Here is a 25230-nt window from a genome sequence, read left to right on the forward strand (position 1 = left end):
GAGGAACGAATGAAGGTCGCGACGTTTTCGATTGCAGGCGAACGTCGCGTCGGCGTTGTCGATGTCGACAATCAGTCGGTCGCCCCCTTCGATATCCCTGTTGACCAGGCGCTGTCTGGCGTGCTGGCGCTGTTGCGGCGCAACGGCGCCGGGATGCCGCGCACGCTGTCGCCGGTTCCGCTGGCGCAGGTCGAGCTCGAGGCGCCGATACCTTTGCCTGCCCGCAACATCTTTTGCGTCGGCAAGAATTATTATGAACACGCCCACGAGTTTGCCCGCAGCGGCTTCGATTCGAGCGCCGGTGCCGGCGCCATTCCGCAACATCCGATCATTTTCTCGAAGGTCCCCGAATCGGTCGTTGCAACACATTCGAACGTGCTGATCGACCCTTCCATATCGATTGCGATCGATTATGAGGCGGAACTGGCGGTCATTATCGGCAAGGGCGGACGCGGCATTTCGAAAGCCGAGGCTTACGATCACGTCTGGGGTTATACGATTGTCAACGACGTCACTGCCCGCGACCTGCAGGGAAAATATAGCCAATGGCTAATCGGTAAGTCGCAGGATACGTTTTGCCCGATGGGGCCATGGGCGATCACCAAGGATGAGCTCGACCTGGAAAACGCTTCGGTACGTTGTTTCGTCAATGACGACCTCCGCCAGAATTCCAAAATATCGCTGCTCATCTTCGATATTCCGACGATCATATCGACGCTTTCGCAAGGCATCACCTTGAAGCCGGGCGACATAATCGCCACCGGCACGCCGGTCGGTGTCGGCATCGGCTTTGATCCGCCGAAATATCTCAAAGCCGGCGACATTGTGCGGGTCGAGATCGACGGCATCGGGACGCTGGAGAACCGGATCGTGGAGCGGGTGCAATGACGACTGTCACCGTCGGTCCGATTGTCGCGGAAGTCGCCGGCGAGGGCGAGCCGGTGGTGATGATCCACGGTCTCGGCGGAACCTCGAACATGTTCCAGCCGCAGCTGGAGGCGCTCTCGGCCTACCGTGTCATCCGCCTCGACCTGCCTGGATCCGGCCGCTCGCCGCGGCCGCTCGATCCATTGACGATCGAGGTCATGAGCGACGCCGTCATCCGCGCCATGGCGGGCATGGGCGTCACCCGGGCGCATTTCGTCGGCCACTCCATGGGCACGATCGTCTGTCAGTTGGTCGCAGCGATGCAGCCGTCGCTGGTCAGGTCGCTGGTTTTGTTCGGTGCTCTCGCCGAGCCAGCTGAGGCGACGCGGCAAGGCCTTGCCAACCGGGCGCGATTGGCGCGATCGGGCGGTATCGCCGACATCGCCGACCAGATCGTTGCCAATGCACTGTCGGCCCATACCAGGGAGACCTCGCCGGCCGCCGTCGCCTTCGTGCGCGAATCCATCACCAGGCAGGACCCGGAAGCCTATGCCCGCACCTGCGAAGCCCTGGCCAAGGCCACGGCTGTGGATACGCGCCGGATTTCAGGGCCGACCCTTTTGGTTACCGGCGACGCCGATACGATCAATCCGATGAGCGTCGGCCAGGCGCTTGCCGACAGGATAAAGGGAGCGATATTCTTGTCCCTCGATCGGTGCGGACATTGGGCCACGGTGGAGTGCCCCCGCGAAAGCAGCCAAAGGCTCGCCGATTTTTTGAGACGCGTTGATAGGTGAGGATCGGAATTCGGGCGTAAAAACAGTGCGCTCGACAGTTTGGGAGGTTTTCTGATGGCAGACGACGGCTGGAACGGAAACGGTTCGGGCAGCACGCTCTTTACCAATGTGCGCGTGCTCGATGCGACCGGCGAATACCCCTACACCGGCGAAGTGCTGGTTCAGGGCAACCGTATCAAGCAGATCACCAAGGGCTCGTCGCGTTTCGGCTCGCCGGCTGTGTCGTCCTCCTACAGCGGCTTGTCAGGCGGTGTCACAACGATCGACGGCATGGGCGCGACGCTGATGCCGGGCATGATCGACGCGCATCTGCATCTCTCCTGGAACAACGCGCCCGGCATCGACCCGATCCAGATGATGGAGGTGGAAGAGCACATGCTGGTCACCATGGAGATGGCCAAGCTGGTACTCGACGCCGGCTTCACTGCCGGCCGCGGCGCCGCAGCCGCCAAGCCGCGGCTCGACGTGGTGTGCAAGAAATTCATCAATCAGGGGCGTTTTCCCGGGCCGCGTTACCTCGCCGCCGGTCCCGAGATCACGACGGTCGGCGGCCTCGGCGATTCCGCGCCTTCGCACATTCCGCATGAAGGCCTCAATCTCGGCATCGTTGTCTCCGGTCCCGAGGAAATCCGCCGCACGGTGCGCCAGCTGATCAAATACGGTGTCGATTCCATCAAGCTCAATCTGTCCGGCGAAAGCATCACCGGCATGGGCGCCGAAGAAACGCCGATGTCGGAGGAAGAGGTCGCCATGGCCGCCTCCGAGGCGCGCTGCCGCAACAAGGTGCTGTCGGCGCATGCGCGCTCATCCGGCTCGGTCAAGCAATGTGTCCGCCACGGCATCCAGAACATCTACCACGCTTCGTTTGCCGACGAGGAAGCGCTCGACATGCTCGAGGCGGCCAAGGACAAGCATTTCGTGGCCCCCGGCATCGCCTGGCTGATCAACACCGCGCGCCATGCCGAGCAATGGGGCATCAAGCCCGGCTCGCCGCTCTCGCTCGAATATGAGCGCGAGCTCGAAATGTGCATCGAGACGATGAAAAAGATGCATCGACGCGGCATCCGCGTCTGCATCGGCGGCGACTACGGCTTTGCCTGGACGCCGCAAGGCACCAACGCCAAGGACATCCAGACCTTCGTTGAGATGCTTGGCTTTTCGCCGATGGAGGCAATCCAGGCCGGGACCAAATATGGCGGACAGATCATGGGGATGGCCGACGAGCTCGGCATGATCAAGGAAGGTTATCTCGCCGATCTGCTGTTGATCGACGGCGACCCGATATCGGACGTGCGCATCCTGCAGGACAAGAACCGCATCCTCGCCATCATGAAGGACGGCAAGTTCCACAAGGCGCCGCGCTTGAATGAGCAGCGCCGCCGGCTGACCGCATGAGCATTCTGGACCGGCCATCTTCGCCCGACATTTCGCGGCCTAAGACTTCGGGGCTCGAGATTTCTGGCGGCGGCATGACGCGCAGACAGGCGTGGGGTCTTTTCTGGCTCCTCGCAGCTGCCGTCATTGCATGGCTGGTCTTTGCCGTCTGGCCGGACTGGCTGAACGCCATCCTGATTTCCAAGAAGGCATTCGTCAGCGCCATCCTCAACGGCATCACCCTGGCTGGCCTTTATTTCCTGGTCGCCAGCGGCTTTACCCTGATCTTCGGCCTGATGCGCAACGTCAACCTGGCGCATGGCTCGCTCTATCTGCTTGGCGCCTATATCGGCTATGAGGTGGCGAACCGCACCGGCTACTGGCTGCTGGGTGTCGCCGCGGGCTTCATCGTTCTGGCCCTTGTCGGCGTCGTCATGCAGATCTTCGTCTTCCGGCGACTGGAAGGCGACGACCTTCGCCAGACCCTGGTCAGCATCGGTATCTCGATCGTCGCCGCCGACCTGATGCTGGCGGTCTGGGCCGGCGGCACCTATCAGATCCCGGTGCCGGAATGGCTCGACGGTGCACTGACCTTACCGGTGGTCACGGCCGTGCGGTCTAACGGCGTCTCGGTGTTTCTCACCTACCCGCTTTATCGCGTCGTCGTGCTGGCGGCTGCGATCGTTATCGGCATCGGCCTTTGGCTGATGCTGCACAAGACGCGCGTCGGCATGATGGTCCGCGCCGGCGTCGACGACCGCGCCATGCTGTCGGCCTCGGGCGTCAACGTACACGCGGTCTTTGCTATCGTCTTTGCCGTCGGCGCCGGGCTTGCCGGCTTTGCCGGCGTCGTCGGCGGCTCGGCATTGTCGGTTGCGCCCGGCGAGGACGTCCGCTATCTCCTGGCCTCGCTCGTCGTCGTCATCGTCGGCGGCATGGGTTCGATTACCGGTGCTGCAATCGGCGCGCTGCTGATCGGCCTCGCCGAACAGATCGGCCTCGTCTATTTCCCGACCTACGGCATCGTGCTCACCTTCGTCATCATGGTGGTAGTGCTGTCGGTGCGGCCGCAAGGCATCATGGGGAAAGCGCGATGAGCCTGACCGTCGCCGTAGGCGCCGCGCCTCGACAGAACTGGCTGGAGAAGCTCGGCGCCGGTCACATCATCCTTGCCGTAGCATTGGTTCTCTACCCGCTGGTGGCATCCGATTTCTTCCTGACGCAGATCGGCGGTTATTCGCTGATCTTCGGCATGCTCGCACTGTCGCTGATGATGCTGGCCGGCTATGGCGGCATGGTCAGCCTTGCCCAGATCACTGTCGCCGGCATCGCCGCCTATGCCATCGCCATCCTCGGCGAGAACAATTCGAACGTGCTCGGCCTCGGCTGGCCGTGGTGGATCGCAGCACCCTTCGCCATTCTGGCAGCTGCGGTGGCATCGGCGCTGATCGGCTGGATCTCGGTGCGCACCGAAGGCATCTATACCATCATGATCACGTTGGCGATCGCCACCGCGACCTTCTATTTCGCCCAGCAAAACTACGCGATCTTCAACGGCCATTCCGGCTATGCCGGCATTCGCGCGCCGGTGTTCTGGGGCGTCAACTGGCGCGACCCGAAGGCCTTCTATTATCTCTGCCTGGGTTCGGCGGTGCTGTCCTACGCGGGGATACTCTACGGCGCCCGCTCGACCTTCGGCATGACCGTGCAGGCGATCCGCGACAATCCGCGTCGCATGCGCGCGCTCGGCTATCACGTCACCGCACACAAGGTCTTCGCATGGTTCCTGGCTGGAATCATTGCCGGTGTCGCAGGCGTGCTTTTGGTCTGGTTCAATGGGCGCGTCTCACCCGGCACGATCGGCGTCGATGCAGCCATCGACGTGCTGATCATCGCCGTCATCGGCGGTTTGCGCCACCCGATCGGGCCTTTTCTCGGCGCGCTCGTCGTTGTCCTGATGCAGACCTTTGCCATCGACCTTGTCGGAGCCGAGCGTTTCAACACGCTGATCGGGCTGGTGTTCCTGGTGATCGTCTTCATCTCGCCGGATGGAATCCTTGGGTTGTGGGGGAGGATCAGACCGCAGCTAGCTCAGGAGTCCTTGCGTTCCGGTCCGTGACGCCGGAGCGGAATGAACTGCATCAATCAATCAAAGGGAGGAAAAAATGAGAATACATCGACGCACACTGCTTGCGCTGGCGCTTGCCACCGGGCTGACAGCTCCGTCTCAGGCGCTAGCCGCCGACGACACGATCAAGATCGGCCTGCTCGCCACTTTCGAGGGACCGTTCACGGTGCTCGGCGAAGACGGCGAGCGTGGCGCGAAGACGGCGCTCGACGAGGTCAGCGGCATGGTTGCCGGCAAGAAGATCGAAATCGTCAAAGGCTCGTCCGACGCTTCACCTGATAGCGCCGTGCGCGCTGCGCGCAAGCTGGTCGAGCAGGATGGTGTCAAGGTTTTGGTCGGCCCGCTTTCGGGCGATGAGGGCCTCGCCGTCAAGGACTATGCCAAGACCCAGCCGACCGTGACCTTCATCAATGGCACCTCGGCGGCGCAGGACACGACGCTGCGCAATCCGGCGGAAAACTTCTTCCGCTTCTCGACCGACGGCGCGCAGTGGATGGCCGGTCTCGGCACTTATGCCTTCAACGACAAAGGCTACAAGCGGGTCGCTACGGTCGCCGAGGACTATTCTTTCCCGTATACGCAGGTCTTCGGCTTCATGGCCGAGTTCTGCAAGGCAGGCGGCAAGGTGCCGTCCAAATCCTGGGTGCCGATCGGCAACAAGGATTTTTCGTCGGTTATCGCGGCCATTCCCGATGACGTCGATGCAATCTACGTCGCGCTTGGCGGCGCCGACGCCGTGAACTTCCTGACCCAGTATCAGCAGAGCGGCGGCGCGGCCCCCTTGATTGGTGGCTCGATCACCGTCGACCAGACGGTGCTGACCTCGAAGGGCAAGCTGCGCGACGTGCTGGTCGGCACGCCTTCCGCCGGACCAACCGCCGACACCAACGACGCGCCTAGTTGGAAAACTTTCGTCGAAGCCTACAAGAAGCAGCCAGGTGCCTTTCCCTCGCCGTCGCTCTTCGCCCACGGCTATTACGTCAACATGAAGGCGACATTGCTCGGTCTCGAACAGGTCGGCGGCGATGTCTCCGATGGCGGCGCCAAACTGCGTGACGCACTCTCGAAACTGTCTTTCGACACGCCGACCGGCAAGGTGTCACTGGACAAGAACCGCAACGCGGTTGCCGACATCTACCTGACCGAGGTGACCGAGGGGCCGGACGGCAATCTTTTGAACAAGCTCGTCAAAGTCGTGTCGCAGGTCAACCAGACGCTGGGCATTCCCGAAGACGAGTTCACCAAGCTTGGGGCTGTCAGCCGCGACAATCCGAGCTGCCCGTAACCGCGTGGCTTGCGAGTATATCCGCCCGTGACCGAAACTCTTGCCGCAAACCGTCTCCAGAGCTCCGGCGCCTTTGCGCTGGAACTCGATGGCGTTGCGCGGCATTTCGGCGCTTTGGTGGCGCTCTCCGGCATTGATATGAGGATCGCGGCTGGCGAGCGGCGCGCGGTTCTCGGCTCTAACGGCGCCGGCAAGACCACGCTGTTCAATGCAGTGACCGGCGATTTCCTGCCGACGGCTGGCCGCATCCGCTTCTTCGGCGAGGACATCACCGACTTGCCGCCGCATGAACGCATCCGGCGGGGCTTGCGGCGGACCTACCAGATCTCGCAGCTGTTCAAAGGCTTGTCGGTTCTCGACTCGATCTTTCTCGCTTGCCGCGGGGTCTCACGCCGACGGTTCTCGCTGCTCCGCCCAAAGGCCACCGACGTCAACATGGTGCAGGCGGAATCGATCCTCAATGTCGTGCATCTCGAGGCCTATCGCGACCTGCTGGTGGCGACACTCAGCCATGGCCAGCAGCGGCAGTTGGAGATCGCGCTGGCGCTGGCCGGCGCGCCACGCTTCATCCTGTTCGACGAGCCGGCGGCCGGCCTGTCGCCGACCGAGCGCCGCGACTTGGTGGCGATCCTCAATGCGCTGCCCAAGCATATCGGCTATATTATCATCGAGCACGATCTGGATGTCGCGCTGCGCGTTTCGGAATATGTGTCGATGATGCACAACGGCCGCCTGTTCAAGGAAGGCACGCCGCAAGAGATCGAGGCCGACCCGGAGGTCCAGGAGATCTATCTCGGGGGCAAGCATGGCTGAACGCCCCGTTCCCCTCGGCCGAACGCTCCCTTCTGGCCCAGCCTCTTCCGGCAAAATAGGCAAGGCGATCCTCAAAATAGAGGATCTGCAGGTCTATTACGGCGAAAGCCATGCCCTTCAGGGCGTCTCGCTGGCGCTGGAAAGCGGCGTGCTGTCGGTGGTCGGCCGCAACGGCATGGGCAAGTCGACGCTCTGCAACACCATCGTCGGCCTGAAGCGCGCGCGCTCCGGCTCGATCCGCGTCGACGGCCGCGAGATCACTGCGCTCGAACCGCACGAGATCCATCGCCTCGGCGTCGGTTATGTGCCGCAAGGGCGGCGCGTCTGGCCAAGCCTGAGCGTTGATGAGCATCTCCGTCTCGCTGCCGGCAATCGGCGCGATGCGAGTTGGACCGTCGAACGCATCTACCAGACATTTCCGCGCCTCGCCGAGCGCCGCACCAATGGCGGCTCGCAGCTCTCCGGCGGCGAACAGCAGATGCTGGCGATCTCGCGTGCCCTGCTCAGCGACCCGAAGCTGCTGGTCATGGACGAGCCGACCGAAGGCCTTGCGCCGATCATTGTCGACCAGGTTGAGCGGATGCTGGTCACCTTGGCCGAGGAAAGTGAGATGGCGATCCTCGTCATCGAGCAGAATATCGGCGTGGCGACCGCGGTTTCCAACCAGATCGCCATCATGGTCAACGGCCGCATCAATCGGCTGATGGACGCGGCAGCGCTCGCGGCAGACCGGGAATTGCAGCAACGGCTGCTTGGTGTCGGACGCCATGCCGACGAGACGTCCGTCACGCCGGCAGCCGCGGCACAGGCGAAGGACCAGTTGGCTGAAGTCTACCGCATCGACCGGACGGCTACCGGTTCCGAACCGATGACCCAGAATGGAACCTACCTTCCGGTCACCGAACTGCCCAACCGCTGGAACGTGCCGGTCACGGCCATGCGGCAAGCGGCTATCGAGAGGGCCGCGCCACAGGACGATTTGAAGAAGGTCTTTGCAATTCCTTTCGCCGAACGCATTGGAAGAACAGTGCTCGTCGCCGGCACTTTCGATACCAAGGGCAAGGAATTGCGGTTCGTCGCCGACCGGCTGAAGTCCCTCGGCATTCCGGTTCGCACCGTCGACCTCTCCACCTCCGGAAAACCGTCGAGCGCCGACGTTCCTGCGATGCAGGTAGCCGGAATGCATATGCGGGGATCGGCGGCCGTTTTCACCAATGATCGCGGCGGCTCGGTGAGCGCTATGGCGGAAGCCTTCGCGCGCTGGATCGAGCGCGAGCCGCGCATTGGCGGCGTCATCTCGGCCGGCGGCTCCGGCGGCACCACGCTGGCAACAGCAGGCATGCGCGTGCTGCCCGTCGGCATCCCTAAACTGATGGTGTCGACCGTGGCAGCCGGCGACGTCGCCAAATATGTCGGCGGTGCCGATATCATGATGTTCCATTCGGTCGCCGACGTTCAGGGGTTGAATTCGATCACCGAACAGGTGCTGTCAAACGCCGCGTATGCGATGGCGGGCATGGTCGCGCAGCTGCCCAATGCCGAAGCCTGGGAGGCCAGGCGCAAGCTGGCGCGCCCCGCAGTCGGCATCACCATGTTCGGCGTAACAACGCCAGCAGTGCAGGCGGTGACCAGACTGCTCGAGGCCGACTACGACTGTCTCGTTTTCCACGCCACCGGCATCGGCGGGCGGGCAATGGAGAAGCTCGGCGATTCGCGGCTGCTCTCGGCCTTCCTCGACCTGACCACGACGGAAGTGGCCGACATGATCGTCGGCGGTGTTTTTCCGGCGACTGAAGACCGCTTTGGCGCCGCAATCCGCACCGGCTTGCCCTATGTCGGCTCGACCGGCGCGCTTGACATGGTCAATTTCGGCCCGCGCGACAGCGTGCCGGAGAAATTTCGAAGCCGCAAATTCGTCATCCATAATCCGAACGTCACGCTGATGCGGACAACCCGCGACGAGAACCGCGCCTTTGGCGAATGGATCGGTGCGCGGCTCAATGCCATGAATGGCCCGGTGCGGTTCCTGTTGCCGGAGGGCGGTGTCTCGACGCTCGATGCACCAGGCCAGCCGTTTCACGATCCGGAGGCCGACCACGCCCTGTTCGAGGCGATCGAGAAGACCGTTCGCCAGACGCCGCAGCGCCATCTCGAGCGTGTGGGTGCGAACATCAATGACGCGCTCTTCGTCGATGCGGCGGTCAATGCGTTCCGCGCGATCACGCCGAAACTGCAGAGGCGAGCATAATGGCTTCGAGCACGCGCAATTGTAAAATCGGTGCCGGTAGCCTGTGGCTGACCGCATTCTATTTGGGAGGGTAGAAAAGATGGCCGCGCAGACCTTGGGCGCTTTCCTTTTGTGGCTAATCATTGCCGCGATCGTCGTGGTGATCGCCGTCTACATACTGCGATGGCTTTATCGCCGGTCGACCAAGGAGACGGCATTCGTGCGCACCGGCTTCATGGGCGAGAAGGTGGTGGTGAACGGCGGCGCTTTCGTCATTCCGGTGCTGCACGAGATCACGCCGGTCAACATGAACGTCCTGCGCATCGAAGTGCGCCGCGAGGATGCCTTTGCGCTGATCACCAAGAACCGCATGCGCGTTGATCTGGTCGCAGAGTTCTTCGTCCGTGTCGGCGCCGGCCGCGATCTGGTCGCCGCCGCAGCCCAGACGCTCGGGCGCCGCACGCTGCAGCCCGACAGCCTGCGCGAATTGCTGGAGGGCAAGTTCGCCGGTGCCATGCGCACCGTTGCCGCCCAGATGACGCTGGAAGAGATGCACGAGCTGCGCGGCGACTATGCGGCCAGGGTCCGGCAGCTTGCCTCGGAATCGCTCGCCGCCAACGGGCTGGAGCTGGAAAGCGTCGCCATCGTCGACCTCGACCAGACCAGCCTCGAATATTTCGATCCGTCCAATGCCTTCGACGCCGAAGGCCTCACCCAACTGACGGAATCGATCGAGACGCGCCGCAGGATGCGCAACGAGATCGAGCAGCGCACGCTGGTCGACATCCGCAACCAGAACCTCGACACCCAGCGCAAGGTGCTGGAGATCGACCGCGACACCGAATACGCCCGCCTCGAGCAGGAGCGCGAGGTCGAGATACGTCGCGCCTCGCAGCGCTCCGAACTCGCCAGGGAGCGGGCGATCCGCGACCAGGAGGCCGAGCAGGCGCAACTGTCGGCGCGCGAGGCCGTCGAGAAATCGCGCCTCAACCAGGAGCGCAACATTACCGAGGAGCGCATCAAGAGCGAGGAAGACACGCAGCGCCGCGAGATTGCGCGCCGCCGCGCCCTCGATGAGACGGAAATGAAAATGCGCGAACTGACCGAGCGCGAGCAGATCGCGCTAGAGCTCGCCCTGGAAAAGGCCAGGATCGAACGCGAAGGCACGCAGAGCGAGCTCGAGATCGAGCGCAGGAAAGCCCTCGAAATCGCCGAACTCGAACGCCAGATCGCGCTGGCGGAAAAGGCATTGGAGGTTACCAGGGCCGAGGCGGAAAAGCGCCGCGCCGAAATTGTCGAGAACCAGGCGACCGAAACAGCGCGGATCGGCCAGGAGCGTGCCATCGACGAGGTCAGGATTGCACGCGAGCGTCACCTCGAGGCGCTGCAGATCGCCAAGCGCCAGGCTTTCGAGGAAGCCGAAATATCGGCCGGCGAAGAGGTCGAGCGCGCTCGCATCACCACCGAGCGCGGCATCGAGGAGGCGCGGCTGATCAAGGACCGCGACATCCGCCAGCTCGGCGTCGAGCGCGACCAGAAGATCGAGATAGCCGAAATCCAGAAGGCCATCGACATCGCCAAAAAGACGCAGGAGCGTTCCTCCGCTATCGCGGCATCCGAGGCGGTGCGCGCCAAGGCCATCCAGGCTGAGGAGCAGGCCTTCACGGCGCGCGAGCGAGAGATCGCCGAGCGCCGCAAGCTGACCGACTTGATCGGTGCGGCTCGCGAGGCCGAGCGCGAGGCCTTGCGCATAACCGCGGCCGCAGATGCCGAGATGAAGGCGGCCAAGAGCCTGGCCGAAGCGCAGAAGATCGCCGCTGTTGCCGCGGCCGAGGCGGAGAAGATCCACGCCCTTGCGGCGGCCCAGCGCTACGAGGTTGATGCCGCCGGCCATCGTCAGCTCAACGAGGCCGACAATCTGCTCTCCAACGAGGCTCGTGCCGGTCGCCTGCGCGGCAAGTTGCTCGACCACATGGAAGGCATCATCCGCGAAAGCGTCAAGCCGATGGAGAAAATCGACGGCATCAAGATCCTGCACGTCGACGGCATCAATGGCGGGCAGGGCGGCAACCGCAACGTCACCGACGAGGTGATCGATTCAGCGCTGCGCTACCGGGTCCAGGCGCCGATGATCGATAATCTGATGAAGGAGATCGGCATCGAGGGCGGCTCGCTCGGCCGCATGACCGACGTGCTGCGCGATGCCAAGGACATATCGAGCCTGACCCGCGACAAGAAAGGCAAAGGCAAGGTCAGCAAGGACGACGATGACGACCGCGACCGCTGACCAGGTCCGGTGGGCGGTGTGCTGTGCGAATGAGTGGCGATGCCTCGGCACCGGCCGCTCGTTGGATACCGGCGGTGGGGCATGACCAAGGTCTATGTGTCCTCGGTCATCCCTGCGCCGGCTGCGGAAGTCTGGAAGATCGTGCGCAACTTCAATGGCCTTCCCGCCTGGGCGCCATTCGTTGCGGAGAGCCGCGTCGAACAGAACGCACCGGCCGACCAGATCGGCTGCATCCGAAATTTTGTGCTCAGGGATGGCGGGCGGATTCGCGAAAGATTGCTGGCACTGTCCGACTACGATCTGTCGTGCAGTTACGCTATCCTGGAAAGCCCGATGGCGGTGGAGAATTATATCGCCACGCTGTCGCTGACGCCGATCACCGACGGCAATCTCACTCTGGCCGAATGGCAGGCGGAGTTCGACTGTGCGCCTGAGCGCGAAGCAGCACTTATGCATCAGATCGGCACCGGCGTCTTCCAGGCGGCGTTGAGCGCACTCAAGCAGCGCTTCGGGCGCTGACATTCCCGCGATGGTTCAAGTCCGCCAGAGCACCATCATCGATGCGCCTATCGATGATGTCTGGTCGATTCTGCGCGATTTCAACGGCCATGAACGCTGGCACCCGGCGATCTCGTTCAGCGAAATCGAAGGTGGCGACCCGGTCGACGCGGTCGGTTCGGTTCGTCATTTCCGCCTGGCCGATGGCGGCGAGTTGCGCGAACAGCTGCTGGCGCTGTCCGACAAGGACTTTCGGCTCGCCTATTGCCTGCTCGAAGCGCCGCTGCCGCTGATGGGTTATGTCGCATCGATCCAGCTGAAGCCGGTGACCGACGGCAACGCGACCTTCTGGGAATGGCGTTCCGAATTCCATCCACCTACGCACCGCCGCGAGGAACTGGTCAAGCTCGTCTCCGAAGGCATCTATCAGGCCGGCTTCGCGGCTATTCGCAGCCTTTTGCGAGGAAGGGTTCAGCCTGCCCAGGCAAGAGCGCCAACGCCGACACCTCCGTCAGCCCCGCCGCTGATCCCTTCGCCGGTCTCTTCCGCAACAACATCGTTCGGCCAGTCAGCAACAACCAGGGCTATTGTGGTCGAGCGCTATGGCGGTCCGGAGGTGCTGCAACTGAAGGAGATCGGCTTGCCGCCGCCCGCGCCGAACGAGGTGCGGATCCGCCATACTGTGATCGGCGTCAACTTCATCGACGTCTATTGCCGCACCGGCTATTTCGACCTTTTGCAACCACCGGGCGTGCCTGGCATGGAGGCGGCCGGCGTCGTCGAAGCGGTCGGTTCGGAGATTGCCGGTTTCTCGGTCGGCGACCGCATCGCCTATGCCTGCCCGCCGGTCGGCGCTTATACCGAGCGGCGCAACATGGTGCCCGATCTGCTGGTTCGCCTGTCCGACGATATTCCCGACGAGATTGCGGCCGCGGGGCTGCTCAAGGGCATCAGTGCGAGTTTTTTGCTGCATGATATCCATGCGGTGCAGCCGGGCTCCGTCGTTCTCGTCCATGCCGGCGCCGGCGGCATCGGCCAGCTTCTGGTGCAATGGGCACGCCATCTCGGCGCAACGGTCATTGCAACGGTGTCGAGCGACGACAAGGCGCGCATCGTCGAACGCCTCGGTGCCCATCATGTCATCGTCTACTCGCGTGAGAATTTCACTGAGGCCGTCACGCGGCTGACGGGAGGCGTCGGCGCCGATGTGGTCTACGATGCGGTCGGCCAGGATACGTTCGGCGGCTCGCTGGCGGCGCTCCGCATTCGCGGTCACCTCGTCAGTTTCGGTCAGGCGTCAGGGCCGATCGGCAATTGGGACATCGGCCGCTTTGCATCGAAGTCGATCACCATATCGCGTCCCAACTATGCGCATTACACCGACACGCCGGAAAAACTAGCCCCGCACGTCGAGCGTTTCTTTGCCGCGCTGCGACAGGGCGTCGTCAGGATCGAAGCGCCCAAGCGCTATAACCTATCCGACGCCGGCGAGGCTCACCGCGACCTTGAGGCCAGGCGGACAACAGGCGCATTGGTGCTGGTGCCGTAGCCGACACTCGGTCGAAAACAGATGTTGACAATGTCATCTGTTGTTGCGAAAGCGTTCAGCCTCGAATTTGACGGCCGGGCGGGACAATGGACGACCTTGGAGCACAGGAACAAGCGGTTCTCGACCTCATTGCGGCGAACCCGTTCGCCGGCCAGCAGGACATAGCAACGGCGCTCGGCATCGCCCGCTCGACGGTCGCGGCCCACATCGTGCAACTCGTCAACAAGGGCTACATTCTCGGCCGTGGTTACGTCTTGCCGACGTCCAAGCGCATGGTCTGCGTCGGCGGCGCGGTGCTCGACCGCAAATACCACGCCAAGAAGGATCTGATTTTCGAGACGTCGAACCCGGTCGACGGCTATCGCAGCTTCGGCGGGGTCGCCCGCAACGTCGCCGAAAACCTTGCCCGCCTCGGCGTCGACATAAGCTTCGTCTCGATCGTCGGCGACGATGAAACCGGCCGCTCGCTGGTGCGGCACCTGCGCGATCTTGGCGCTGATGTCAGCCAGGTCATCACCACCACGGAACGGCCGACGGCCGAATATGCGGCGATCCTCGACCGCAACAATGATCTCGTGCTCGGCATTGCCGACATGGAGATCTTCGATCTGTTTTCGTCGTCCTATCTCGACCGCTTCTGGCCGCATCTGGCTTCGGCGACATGGGTGTTCATCGACTGCAATCTGCCGGCTTCGACCATCGCAGCACTGATCTCGCGCAAGCAGGGCGCGCGCTTCAAGCTCGCCGTCGACACGGTCTCGTCGCCGAAATCAGCGCGGCCGCCGAAGGACCTGACCGGCATCGACCTTCTTTTCACCAACCATGACGAGGCCAATACGATGCTCGGCATAACGGATGCCGACAAGCGGCTGACGCCGGAGGAAGCAGCAGCAGCGCTGCGCGCGGCCGGCGCCAGCGCGGTGATCGTAACCGCAGGCGCGCATGGATTTGCCGTTGCGACTGAGAGCGGTGTGACGACCATGCACTCCGTCCCGGCCCAGCCCGTCGACATCACCGGCGCCGGTGACGCGATGATCGCCGGCACTCTGTACAAGGTGCTTTCGGGTGATCCGGTCGCTCATGCCGCGCGCACCGGCGCGCTGCTCGCCACGCTGACCACCGAGAGCGAATCGAGCGTCCACCCCGATCTGTCGCCGCGCTTCCTTGCCGCCGGCACGTACCGCATTCCTGCCTGAAAGCGAGATGATATGAAACCTTCCCTTGTCCACTTGAACGATGAAGTCGCTGCTGCGCTTGATAAAGGCCGCGCGGTGGTGGCGCTGGAATCGACGATCATCACCCACGGCATGCCCTATCCGGCCAATCTGGAGACTGCTCGTGGTGTCGAGACCGTGGTGCGTGAAAACGGCGCTGTGCCCGCCACGATCGCGGTGGTCGCCGGCAAGATCAAGGTTGGCCTCGACGACCGTGAACTGGAAGAGCTGGCAGCGGCAAAGGGCGTGGTCAAGGCTTCCGGGCGCGATCTCGCCGCCATCATGGTGCACGGCGGCTCGGCCGGAACCACCGTCTCGGCGACGATGCGGATCGCGGCACTCGCCGGCATCGGCATTTTTGCGACCGGCGGCGTCGGCGGCGTGCATCGCGGCGCCGAAGCGACTTTCGACATCTCGGCCGACCTGACCGAACTCGGCCAAACCGGCACGACTGTCGTCTGCGCCGGAGTCAAGTCGATCCTCGATATTGCGAAGACGCTGGAATATCTGGAAACCGAGCGTGTGCCGGTGATCGCCTATGGGAGTGATGATTTTCCGGCTTTCTACACCCGCTCCAGCGGGCTCAAGGCCGATCATCGCCTCGATACCCCCGACGAGATCGCGCGAGCCATGCTGCTGCATGACGAGATGGAATCCGGCACCGGCATTCTCGTCGCCAACCCTATCCCCGAAGCGGACGCGCTCGATCCGGCATTCATCGACGGCACGATCGCAGCGGCGGTAGCCGAAGCGGAGCAGCGCGGCATCGGGCGCAAGGAACTGACGCCGTTTCTGCTCGCCCGCATCAACGAGCTTTCGCAAGGCCGCAGCCTGAAGGCCAACATCGCGCTGGTCCGCAACAACGCCGCGCTCGCCGCCCGCATCGCGGTGGTGCATGCGAAATTGAAAGGCGTGACCAGATAGAGGCAGCACCCGGCCAGCGCTACCGGCCTTCGATTTCAGCCCGTCGCAAGGTCGAAGATGCGCCCGGCATTGAGGATGTTGTTCGGGTCGAAGGCTGCTTTCAGGCGCCGCATGGCCGCAATCTCTGCATCGCTGCGCACCAGATGCAGCCACTCCTTCTTGTCAAGGCCGATGCCATGTTCGGCCGAAACGCCGCCGCCGGCGGCGGCCACACCGCGGTAGACGGTGCCGTATGCGGCTGCCGGATCCACCGTGCGGATCTGGTAATGCAGATTGCCATCGCCGAGATGGCCGAAGACGTAGATGTCGGCGCCGGGGTCGACGGCCTTGATGGCGGCTTCTGTTTCGTCCAGGAAAGTCGCCATTCTCGCCAGTGGGATGCTGATATCGACGCCAATCAGGCCTGCCATCGAAAACAGGAAACGGTTGGCCTCCTCCCGCACCGCCCAGAGCGCCCGGAATTCGCGCGGCGATTGCGAGACGACCACGTCGTCGATCACGCCCTCCTCGACCGCCTGCATCAGCGTCGCGGCAAAGCGTTCGCCGTCGCGGTCGGGCTCGCTGCCCTGTATCTCGGCAAGCACATAGACGGGCGAGCCCGCGGGCAGCGGCGCCGGCGCGTCCATGCCGGCGATCATGGCGCCATAGAGCGGGGCGAAATTCACCTCATAGGCCGAGAGCGAGGGCCCGAGTTTCTGCCTGAGCAGCGCCAGCAGCGCGATTGCAGCGTCGAGCGAAGCAAGCGCGCAGAAGGCGTTGATCTCGGTGGCCGGCTTCGGGTGCAGCCGCAGGCATGCGCGGGTGACCACGCCGAGCGTGCCCTCACTGCCGATGAACAATTGGCTGAGGTCATAGCCGGAATTGTCCTTCGCCAAACCCTTGAGCGAGGTCAGGATGCCGCCGTCGGCAAGCACCGCTTCCAGGCCAAGCACCTGCGCCCGGTACATGCCGTAGCGCAGCACGCGGATGCCGCCGGCATTGGTGGCGACATTACCGCCGACGGTCGCCGCGCCGCGCGCTCCGATGTCGACGCCGAACAGCAAGCCGGCCGCATCGGCGGCTTCCTGCACCGTTTGCAGCGGCGCGCCGGCCTCGGCGATGATGGTCGCCGCTTCACGGTCGAGGGCTTCAACGGAAGTCATACACTCCAGCGACAGCACCGCTTCGCCGGGTTGGACGCGAGCGCCGCCGGCGAGCCCGGTCCGGCCACCCTGGATGACAAGCCTCTGTCCGGCCTCGTTGCACAGGCGAAGTATGTCCGACACCTCGCCGGCCGTACGTGGACGCAGCACGAACTCCGGCGATACGCCGGCTTTGCCGTCGGGGTCTTCCCTGTAACGCGGCCCGGCCTCATCGGCCGAAACGATCGCCGACCGGTCCAGCCGCTTCTCCAGCCGCGACAGGAGTTCGCCGGTCAGTGGGGACAGAGCGCTCACGGATGGTGTCGTCATGCGCCGCTCCTGTAACAGGCAGACGATAGACACGGACTGCTGTTTGTCAAACCCACGCGGGACTGCCAGTCGTGGCCGGCCTTCAGCCTCGACCCTTCAAAAACTCGATCACCATTGCCGCGGTCCAGGTGAAACGGTTACCGCCGAGCGGCTCGCCGCTGAGGGGATCGTAATATTCGGCAAAGCCGCTCTCGGCGATCAGGTCGAGACTGGACTGGGTGATCCGTTGTGCGATTTGGCTGTGGCCGGCGGCGGCAAGGCCATTAGCGATCATGTAGTTGACCACCAGCCAGACCGGGCCGCGCCAGTAGCGCTTGGCGTCGAAGCGCGCATCGCCAGGATCGTGCGAGGGGACGATGTAACGCGCTTTGCCGGCGATGCGCTCGATCGTTGCGGCGATGGCCGCTGCCCGGCTTTCCGGAATAGCCGAAAACACCGGCAGAATGCCGCCGACCGACGCGCTGTCAACGTGCTTTCCGGCCACTCGGTCGAAACAAATGTACTGGCTATGTGTGTCGCTCCACAGCCGTTCCATCGTCGAAAGCCCGTTTTCGGCACGGGCGCGGTTGGCTTTTGCGATTTCGGTTTCGCCAAGTGCCTCGGCGAGATCGGCAAGATCGGCGGCGGAACGGATCAGAATGGCATTGAAGCCGGGATCGACGACCTGGAACGGCGAGGCATCGTGCAGCCTGGCGTTATCCCAGCCAAGCCCGCGGAAATGCTGCAGCAGCCAGATATAGCGGTCATACTGTGCCTTGGTTGGACGATGCGCCGGATCGGCGTGCAGGATGTCGCGGCGGGTGTAGGGCTCGACGCCTTCGGTCGGCACGTGCTCAAACGCCTCGTCCCAGTCGATCGAGTTGTCGCGACCGGACTCCCATGGGTGGATTATGGCGACCAGCCCTTCGCCGTTCGGGTCGCGGTTTTCGTAGAACCAGCGGTGCCAGGCATCGATTTTCGGCAGCAACACCCGGGCACGCTCGGCCGCCAGCGTCTTGTCCTTGGCCTGGTCAAACAAGCGGCGCACGGCAAAGCCGGCGACCGCCGGCTGGGTGATGCCCGAGGTGGCGGTCGGGCGGTCCGTCCGCCAGACCTCCGGTCCCGGGAAATAGCCGTCGCTCCAGACATGGAAGACGATGTGCGGTACCATGCCGTCCGGCCACTGGTGGGCGAACAGCGTGTCGATCTCGGTCCAGGCTCGAGCCTCATCGTAGTGGGCAAGACCGAGCGCGGTCAGGCAGGAATCCCAGTTCCACTGGAACGGGTAGAGGCCCTTGGTCGGTATGGTGTAGGTGCCTTGGTCGTTTTCCCTGAGCACCTCTACGGCGCGGGCGATGGTTTCGTCGACAGCAAGAGATATCATGGGGGCGGTCGTACTTTCAGGATCGAAGGGCGTTTGGATCAAAGCGCGTTGGTGGTTTCGGGGTCGAACCAGCGGATGCGGTCGGGTTTGGGCAAGAGCCGCAGGTGATCGCCGACGGCGACCGTGGCATTCGATTCGAGGATGGCGCGGAACAGGCCGCCCTCGACATCGCAGGTGACCAGCGTGTGCGGTCCGAGCGGCTCGACAACGCGCACGGTGGCGTGCAGCCCTTCGGTGCCGGTGTCGACATCCTCGGGGCGAATGGCGAATTCTATCGTCTGCTTGTCCGATTTGGGGCCGGGCAGCGTCAGCCCGGCGACGGTCCAGCTGCCGTCTGCCGCCTTCGTCGCCAGGATGAAATTCATCGGCGGGTTGCCGATGAAGGAGCCGACGAAGCGTGCGGCCGGATTGCGATAGACCTCTACCGGCGAGGCGGCCTGGACGATATGGCCCTGATGCATGACGGCGATGCGGTCGGCGAGGCTCATCGCCTCGACCTGATCGTGAGTGACATAGATGGTGGTGGTCTTGGACGCGGCGAGCACGCCCTTGAGCTCGGCGCGCATTTCGAGCCGCAGCAGCGCATCGAGGTTCGACAGCGGCTCGTCCATCAGGATCACGTCCGGCTCCATCGCAAGTGCCCGAGCGACTGCCACGCGCTGGCGCTGGCCGCCGGAAAGCTGGCCCGAATAGCGCTTCAAAAGCTGCTCGATGTGCATGAGCTCCGCGGTGCGGTTGACGCGCCCCTCGACCTCCTGCTGCGGCAGCTTCTTCATGCGCAGCCCGAAGGCGATGTTCTCGAACACGGTCAGGTGCGGAAACACGGCGTAATTCTGGAACACCATGGCGATGCCGCGTTCGCGCGGCGGCAGATGGTCGACGCGACGGCCGCCGATCCAGACCTCGCCCTGGCTTGGCGTTTCCAGCCCGGCGACGATCCTCAGCAGCGTGGTCTTGCCGCAACCCGAGGCGCCAAGCAGCACCATGAATTCCTGGTCGGCGATGGTCAGGTCGATCGAATGCAGCGCGGTGAAGCCACCGAAACGTTTTGCGACCTGCTTGATGGCGATCTCAGCCATCGGCGTTCTCTTTTGTGCGCGTCATCGGTTGGCGATCCCCCACATGGCGAACAGATATTTGCGAACGGCGAAGATGAAGATCAGCGCCGGGATGACCAGTGCCGCGCCACCGGCGAATTTGAGGTAGAGCGGCGATTCGCCGAGGCTCTGCAGCAGGAAGGCGGTCAGCGTCCGGTTCTCGATGGTGAGCACGGCGGCGGCAAACACTTCGTTCCAGGAGATGGTGAAGGCAAATACCGCCGACGCCGCGATGCCCGGCAGCGCCAGCGGTAGAATGATTTTTCGGAATGCCTGCAATCTCGTGCAGCCGAGCGTCCAGGCCGCTTCCTCCAGCTCGACTGGAATGCCGGAGAAGAGCGAGAACGTGATCAGCACCGCGAATGGCAGCGCCAGCGTGGTGTGGACCAGCGCCAGCCCGATCGCGGTGTCGTCGAGGCCGGTGCGGATGAACATCACCGCCAGCGGTAGCGCCAGCAGCGGCAGTGGGAAGGCGCGGGTCATCAGCACGAGGAAACGGAACGTTTCCTTGCCCGGGAATTCGAAGCGCGACAGCGCGTAGCCCGCGGGTGCGCCGAAGCCGATCGAGAGGAGCATCGTCAGCGTGGCGACGAGAACGGAGTTCCACAGCGCCCTGGCGACGCCGGCGAAATTGATGAAGAAAGAAAGGCTGCCGAAATCGAATGACGGGAAGAAGCGCTTGGGAAAGGCGGTCACCTCTTCCGGCGACGACAGCGCGTTGACGATCAACAGATAGATCGGCAGCAGCACCCAGATGCAAAGCAGGATGACGGTGGCGACCAGCAACCAGTTGCCGGCTTTGCGGGCCTCAGGCGCGGCGATCGACAGCTCCACCGTGCTCATATCCGCGCCTCCTTCGGCACACGCAGCACCCGCAGGAAGAACAGCGTGAAACCGATCGATATGGCGAGGATGAACAGCGCCATGGCGGCGGCGACATTGCGGTCCTGCAGCGTGAACTGCCAATTGTAGGTCTCGCCCATCAGCACCGGCAGATTGGTGCCGCCGAGTGCTGCAACCACCGCAAAGACCTCAAAGGCAAGGATGACGCGCAGGATGATCGCCGTCTGCAGGCTGGGGCGCAGCAGAGGCAGCGTGATCTTGATGAAGCGCTTCCACGGACTAGCGCCAAAAACCTCCGCCGCCTCGTAATATTCCCGGGGGATGAGCCCCATGCCGGCGACCAGAATGACCATCATGATGGCGGTCGCACGCCAGATCTCGGCCAGCGCCACGGCGATGAAGATCGTCAGCTTGCTCTGGTAGCCGAGGAACATGACCGGCCTGTCGATGACGCCGAGATTGGAGAGCAAGGTGTTGAGGAAGCCGGACTGGTCGAAGATGGCGAGCCAGATCAGCCCAGCGGCGAGATCGGAGATGCCGAGCGGAATAGCGAAGATATAAAGCGCGGCGCTGCGCCCGGCCGCAAGTCGCGACACCATCGTTGCCATCAGCAGCGCCATGACCAGCTGGATGGGCACGACGACGGCGCTGAGAAGCAGCGTGTTGCGAACCGTGACCGGAAATTTCCAGCTGCTGGTCATGGTGCGGAAATTGTCGAGCGTAAAGCCGCCGTCGCGGGTGAACGCCTCGAAGGCGACCAGCGCAAACGGATAGAGGAAGAAGACGCAAAGGAACAGCGTCGCCGGCGTCAGCAGCAGATAGGGCAGGGCCTTGCCGTGCATGGAGCTCTCTCTATTCGAAGCTTCAAAAGGGGTGGGCGCCCGGCGCGCTGGAAATCCGGACGCCCGGGGAGGATTCTTAATCGACGGGACAGGCGCCTTGCGATGGTTTGTCGGGCGCCCAGCACGGCGCTTTCGCCTGGTCGATGATCGCCTTTAGCGCCGTCGCCTGTTCGTCGAGCACGCCGTGCACATCCTCGCCGCCGAGCACGATGCGCTCGAAGCTGTCGGTGTAGATCTGATTGAACTTGCCGCCGAGGCCGCCAAGTCCCATCGGCAGCAGCGCCGGCAGCGCATCCGGGGCTCCGGTCATGGTGGCGATCACTGGGCTGAAGGCCTTCACCGAGGCCGGCATGTCGTCGGGCAGCTTGACGTCGACGATGGGGAAGAAGTTTGTCGCCTTGAGCGCCGCGATCTGGGTTTCCGGTTTCAGCATATAGGCGACCAGTGCCTTGGCCTTGTCCATGTCGAGCGAGGTCTTCGGGATAGCGACGCCGGCGACCACCGGCATGTAGCCGCGGCCTGCCGGGCCGGCCGGCGCCGGGAAGGCGACGAAGTCATCGGGTTTCTGGTTGAAGGCGTCGGCGAGGCGCGCCACGTGATCGAATGCCACCCAGACTTCGCCGGTCAACAGCGGCTCCTGCATGAAGGCATAGTTGGTCGAATTCGGGTTGGTGTATTGCCACAATTCCTTGAACTTGTTCCACGCCGTCTCGGCCTCCGCCGAGCGGAACTTGGTCACCATCGAGCCGGTATACGATGGAAGGAGAAAACCCTCGAAGAAACGGTGCTTCAGCCCTTTCGGGCCGGCCGGAAAACCGAATTTGGGCGAACCGGTCTTTTCAGCGATGTTTTTCCCCCACTCGATCAGTTGGTCATAAGTGATGGTGTTGAGATCGGTGCCGGCCGGCAGATATTGCAGCGCCTGCTTGCTGGCCGCCATCAGAAAGGTGGCCTGCATCCATGGCAGGTACTTCTGCTCGCCGGTGCCGAGCATGCCGAGCTTCTTGTAGGTCTCGTTGACCTTGACGCCACCGAGATCGACGCCAGAGAGATCGACAAGGTCCGCGCCGACGGTGGAGAAGTCTCCGTGCAGGCCGCCGAGCACGCCTATGGTGCCGGAGCCGGCCTGCAGTTCGGCCTGAAGGCGGGTGAGCCAGGGCCCGTCCTCGGCGACCTGATAGTCGACCTGGCCGTCAAACCCCTTCAGCACTTCGCTGCGCATCTTCTGTGTCTCTTCCACTGGTCGCGCCTGTGTCGACCAGAACAACACCTGCTGGGCTTGCGCTGCGCCGGCAGCGAGCGACAGCGCCAGCACGGCGCCGGCCAATATCCGCAAAGCATTCATCGTCATCTTCCTCCCTGGGTTGCGCCGCGAAGCGGGCGTCAGTTCTGTCTTGTGGGTGCCGGGCCATGGCTTGCCCGCGAGACAAGTGTCGGCCGGACCAGCCGCGTCAGTGGCGCGTCCGGCCTGTTGCCGATGACGGTCAGCAGCATCTCGCCGATCTCGCGCGCGCACTGGCGGATCGAGGCGTCGAAAGTGGTTAGCCCCGGCGGCGCATAGGCTGAGGCGGCTATGTTGTCGAAGCCGATCACCGAAAGGTCGCGAGGAATGGCAAGGCCGGCTCGGGCAGCCTCTTCCATCACCGTCAGCGCCAGCTCGTCGAACAGCGCGACAATGGCCGTCGGCCGCTCGGTGGCGTGCAGTAGCCGGTTGATTGCCTGGATGCGGGCACCGCGATCGAACCGCGGTGCCGTCGCCACATCGAGCCTGACCGTCGGATCGCCTCGGCGGGCGATCGCGGCAGCGAGCCCATCCTGCCTGAGATGGCGAAACGTCATCGGCTCGGAAATCGTCACCAGGCCGAAATGGCGGTGTCCGAGATCGTAGAGCATGTCGAAGGCCTCGCCGAATGCGTGCGCGCCATCGGTATCGAGCCAATGATAGGCAAAGTCACCGTCGAGCAGCCGGCCATGCGCGACGAACGGAAAATTGCGTTGACGCAGATAGGTAAGCCGCTCGTCGACCTCGGCGATGCGGGTGACGACGACCCCATCGGCGCGTCCGGATTCGACAACATGGCGAAGCACGGAAAGTTCCGACTGGCCCTGCGCCGCTGCGGCCAGGATCAGGTCGGAACCGTGCGAAACCAACCCTTCGCCGAGCCCGGTGACGAATTCGCCGAGGAAGGAATCGACCAGATTGGGGCCGCGGATCGGCAGCACCATGCCGACAAAACCGCTGCGGCCGGAGACTAGCGTGCGGGCTGCCGTGTTCGGCACATAGCCGGCCTGGCGCGCGGCCTCGGTGACACGTTGGCGCGTTTTCAATGCGATCTGCTCGTGGCCGGCAAGGGCGCGCGAAACGGTGGTGATCGACAGGCCGAGCTGTGCGGCTAGTTCCTTGAGGGTGGTAACGCGGCCCGGCATCGTTCCTCTCGAACGAAGTTTGAAACGTTTGTAATCAGTCCAAGCGAAATTGCAAACGTTTTAAATGCGCGCGATCGGTGTTGCTTCTTGCCCGTGGTTCGCGCGGCCCTGTTCGGCCCCGGGCCGGCAAGCTCCCGGACGGAGATTTAAACGCAGCGGTTGCTTGACTCCGGCGACGCCTTGTGAAAAATTTTGCAGCAACTGATAAAAATATCAAGGGCGGAAATGGTTGGTTTTGGCAACGGCCTGCTGCGCGACGACGAGACCGGGATGGCAGCCCGCGCTGCCTGGCTTCACTATGCCGGCGGCCTGACCCAGTCGGAAGTCGCCAAGCGGCTCGGCCTGACCAGCCTCAAGGCGCATCGCCTCATCACCAAGGCCAATCAGGAAGGCCTGGTCAAAGTCTATATCGACGGCGAAGTCTCAGAATGCGTGGAGCTCGAGGACGAGTTGTCCGGCCGTTACGGCCTCGACTATTGCGAGGTGGTCCCGGACTTCGATGCCGAGGACCTGCCGCTCAAGGCGCTCGGCATTGCCGGCGCGCAGTTTCTCAAGCGCGAGATCGAACGCGGCGAAGAGGCGCTGATCGGCGTCGGCCACGGCCGCACGCTTGCCGCCTGCGTGGAATATCTGCCGCGCATATCGGCCGGCAGGATCCGTTTCGTCTCGCTGCTTGGCGGCCTGACGCGCAAGTTCTCGGCCAATCCGCATGACGTCATCCACCGCGTCGCCGAGCGGACTGGTGCGGAAGCCTATGTGATGCCCGTACCGATGTTCGCCAACACGGTCGAGGATCGAACCGTGTTGCTCGGGCAGAAAGGCGTCAGCGATGTCTTCGACCTCGCCAAGTCCGCCGACTTGCTCATCGCCGGCATCGGCACCGCCGAACGTGAGGCCTCGCTTGTCGCTACCGGTATGATCGAGAAGGGCGAGATGGAGGAGATCCGCCGCAATGGCGGCGTCGGCGAACTGCTCGGCCATTTCTTCGACGATGCCGGAAAGGCCGTTGCGACGACGCTTTCCGACCGGGCGCTGGCACTGGCGCGCGAAGACATCAGCAACCGCAGGATTGTCGCCGTCGCCGGCGGCAAGGTGAAGGTTCGCGCCATCAAGTCAGTGCTGGAGGGCCGCTATCTCAAAGGCTTGATAACCGACGAGCGGACGGCGCGATCGCTCGTGGAACAGACGCCGGTCGGGTAGCCGGCAACCATTTCGTTGAAACTACCCTGTGGAGGAGAAGAGAA

At 63.5% G+C, this 25230-nt stretch carries 21 protein-coding genes; 14 read left to right on the forward strand and 7 right to left on the reverse strand.

The window, feature by feature from the left end:
- Positions 1-9 precede the first annotated feature (9 nt).
- From NKH01_RS13860 to NKH01_RS13920, 13 genes are all read left to right on the forward strand, one after another.
- Complete coding sequence (locus tag NKH01_RS13860; protein ID WP_023716702.1) at positions 10-888, forward strand: fumarylacetoacetate hydrolase family protein; 879 nt, start codon at positions 10-12, stop codon at positions 886-888.
- Positions 885-1664 carry an alpha/beta fold hydrolase gene (locus NKH01_RS13865; RefSeq protein WP_353020574.1) on the forward strand — a complete coding sequence of 260 codons (780 nt, stop codon included), beginning with the start codon at positions 885-887 and terminating at the stop codon, positions 1662-1664. Before NKH01_RS13860 ends, NKH01_RS13865 begins: the two co-directional genes overlap by 4 nt.
- A 54-nt stretch (positions 1665-1718) precedes the next feature.
- Positions 1719-3059: a metal-dependent hydrolase family protein gene (locus NKH01_RS13870; RefSeq protein WP_023716704.1), complete on the forward strand. Its 1341-nt coding sequence runs from the start codon at positions 1719-1721 to the stop codon at positions 3057-3059.
- A 74-nt stretch (positions 3060-3133) separates the two neighbouring features.
- A complete protein-coding gene (locus NKH01_RS13875) occupies positions 3134-4135 on the forward strand; it encodes a branched-chain amino acid ABC transporter permease (protein ID WP_023716705.1) in 1002 nt (333 codons plus the stop codon).
- The gene (locus tag NKH01_RS13880) at positions 4132-5157 is read left to right on the forward strand and encodes a branched-chain amino acid ABC transporter permease (RefSeq protein ID WP_352638996.1); all 1026 of its coding nucleotides are present in this window, start codon (positions 4132-4134) and stop codon (positions 5155-5157) included. The genes NKH01_RS13875 and NKH01_RS13880 overlap by 4 nt, the downstream gene beginning before the upstream one ends.
- 46 nt (positions 5158-5203) lie before the next feature.
- Positions 5204-6451: an ABC transporter substrate-binding protein gene (locus NKH01_RS13885; RefSeq protein WP_353020578.1), complete on the forward strand. Its 1248-nt coding sequence runs from the start codon at positions 5204-5206 to the stop codon at positions 6449-6451.
- A 27-nt stretch (positions 6452-6478) separates the two neighbouring features.
- Complete coding sequence (locus NKH01_RS13890) at positions 6479-7264, forward strand: ABC transporter ATP-binding protein (RefSeq protein WP_353020581.1); 786 nt, start codon at positions 6479-6481, stop codon at positions 7262-7264.
- The gene (locus tag NKH01_RS13895) at positions 7257-9512 is read left to right on the forward strand and encodes an ABC transporter permease (protein WP_353020584.1); all 2256 of its coding nucleotides are present in this window, start codon (positions 7257-7259) and stop codon (positions 9510-9512) included. Before NKH01_RS13890 ends, NKH01_RS13895 begins: the two co-directional genes overlap by 8 nt.
- A 79-nt stretch (positions 9513-9591) precedes the next feature.
- The gene (locus NKH01_RS13900) at positions 9592-11778 is read left to right on the forward strand and encodes a flotillin family protein (RefSeq protein ID WP_352856087.1); all 2187 of its coding nucleotides are present in this window, start codon (positions 9592-9594) and stop codon (positions 11776-11778) included.
- 81 nt (positions 11779-11859) lie between these two features.
- Positions 11860-12297: an SRPBCC family protein gene (locus tag NKH01_RS13905; RefSeq protein ID WP_352639001.1), complete on the forward strand. Its 438-nt coding sequence runs from the start codon at positions 11860-11862 to the stop codon at positions 12295-12297.
- A gap of 10 nt (positions 12298-12307) precedes the next feature.
- Entirely contained in the window at positions 12308-13825 is a 1518-nt protein-coding gene (locus NKH01_RS13910; protein ID WP_353020588.1) for a zinc-binding dehydrogenase, read from the forward strand.
- An 86-nt stretch (positions 13826-13911) separates the two neighbouring features.
- Positions 13912-15021, forward strand: a complete 1110-nt coding sequence (locus NKH01_RS13915) for a carbohydrate kinase (RefSeq protein ID WP_023716713.1) — start codon at positions 13912-13914, stop codon at positions 15019-15021.
- Between the two features lie 12 nt (positions 15022-15033).
- Entirely contained in the window at positions 15034-15963 is a 930-nt protein-coding gene (locus tag NKH01_RS13920) for a pseudouridine-5'-phosphate glycosidase (protein WP_353020591.1), read from the forward strand.
- A gap of 35 nt (positions 15964-15998) precedes the next feature.
- Here the strand turns inward: NKH01_RS13920 and NKH01_RS13925 are convergent, their stop codons facing one another.
- The 7 genes from NKH01_RS13925 to NKH01_RS13955 form a co-directional block, all read right to left on the reverse strand.
- A complete protein-coding gene (locus tag NKH01_RS13925) occupies positions 15999-17414 on the reverse strand; it encodes an FAD-binding oxidoreductase (protein ID WP_352493960.1) in 1416 nt (471 codons plus the stop codon).
- An 82-nt stretch (positions 17415-17496) separates the two neighbouring features.
- Entirely contained in the window at positions 17497-18777 is a 1281-nt protein-coding gene (locus tag NKH01_RS13930; RefSeq protein WP_023716716.1) for an amylo-alpha-1,6-glucosidase, read from the reverse strand.
- A 38-nt stretch (positions 18778-18815) separates the two neighbouring features.
- The gene (locus NKH01_RS13935; protein WP_023716717.1) at positions 18816-19856 is read right to left on the reverse strand and encodes an ABC transporter ATP-binding protein; all 1041 of its coding nucleotides are present in this window, start codon (positions 19854-19856) and stop codon (positions 18816-18818) included.
- A gap of 21 nt (positions 19857-19877) precedes the next feature.
- Positions 19878-20717 (reverse strand): carbohydrate ABC transporter permease, encoded by an 840-nt coding sequence (locus tag NKH01_RS13940; protein WP_352493961.1) that lies wholly within the window; start codon positions 20715-20717, stop codon positions 19878-19880.
- Positions 20714-21559, reverse strand: a complete 846-nt coding sequence (locus NKH01_RS13945) for a carbohydrate ABC transporter permease (protein WP_023716719.1) — start codon at positions 21557-21559, stop codon at positions 20714-20716. The genes NKH01_RS13940 and NKH01_RS13945 overlap by 4 nt, the downstream gene beginning before the upstream one ends.
- 76 nt (positions 21560-21635) lie before the next feature.
- Positions 21636-22904, reverse strand: a complete 1269-nt coding sequence (locus NKH01_RS13950) for an ABC transporter substrate-binding protein (protein ID WP_353020595.1) — start codon at positions 22902-22904, stop codon at positions 21636-21638.
- Positions 22905-22942: 38 nt separating this feature from the next.
- Complete coding sequence (locus NKH01_RS13955; RefSeq protein ID WP_353020598.1) at positions 22943-23986, reverse strand: LacI family DNA-binding transcriptional regulator; 1044 nt, start codon at positions 23984-23986, stop codon at positions 22943-22945.
- Between the two features lie 225 nt (positions 23987-24211).
- On the opposite strand from NKH01_RS13955, the gene NKH01_RS13960 reads away from it, so the two are divergent.
- Positions 24212-25186, forward strand: coding sequence for a sugar-binding transcriptional regulator (locus tag NKH01_RS13960; RefSeq protein WP_023676028.1), 975 nt, complete (start codon positions 24212-24214; stop codon positions 25184-25186).
- The last annotated feature ends 44 nt before the right edge of the window (positions 25187-25230 follow it).

It is taken from the genome of Mesorhizobium sp. M1403 (assembly GCF_040317695.1).
Lineage (GTDB): Bacteria > Pseudomonadota > Alphaproteobacteria > Rhizobiales > Rhizobiaceae > Mesorhizobium.